We start from the raw sequence: 220 nt of genomic DNA, 5'->3' as shown, positions 1-220 counted from the left end.
GCTGAAAAGGTTGCCGACACATAAAGTGACTCAGATTGAAGAATTGCTACCACACCGCTGGAAACCTGAACCGAATTAAAAAATAGGCATGGGGTTCAGCGGACGCTTACCCACCTAAAAACAAGTGGGGACTTAATCCATGAACATGGATATATATTCAGCAACACCTCCTGTTGCTAAAAAACGCAGAACATACAGCAAAGAATTCAAACTCAGTATT

General features: G+C 41.8%; 1 pseudogene. It reads left to right on the top strand.

Annotated elements, in window-relative coordinates:
• Positions 1–139 precede the first annotated feature (139 nt).
• A pseudogene (locus L6C30_RS14860) lies at positions 140–220 on the top strand (IS66 family insertion sequence element accessory protein TnpB); the annotation flags it as partial.

Source organism: Acinetobacter sp. KAM396 (genome assembly GCF_021602765.1).
Classification (GTDB): domain Bacteria; phylum Pseudomonadota; class Gammaproteobacteria; order Pseudomonadales; family Moraxellaceae; genus Acinetobacter; species Acinetobacter towneri_A.
Note: the sequence above shows the minus strand (reverse complement) of the source record. Positions and strands in the feature narration are given on the sequence as shown.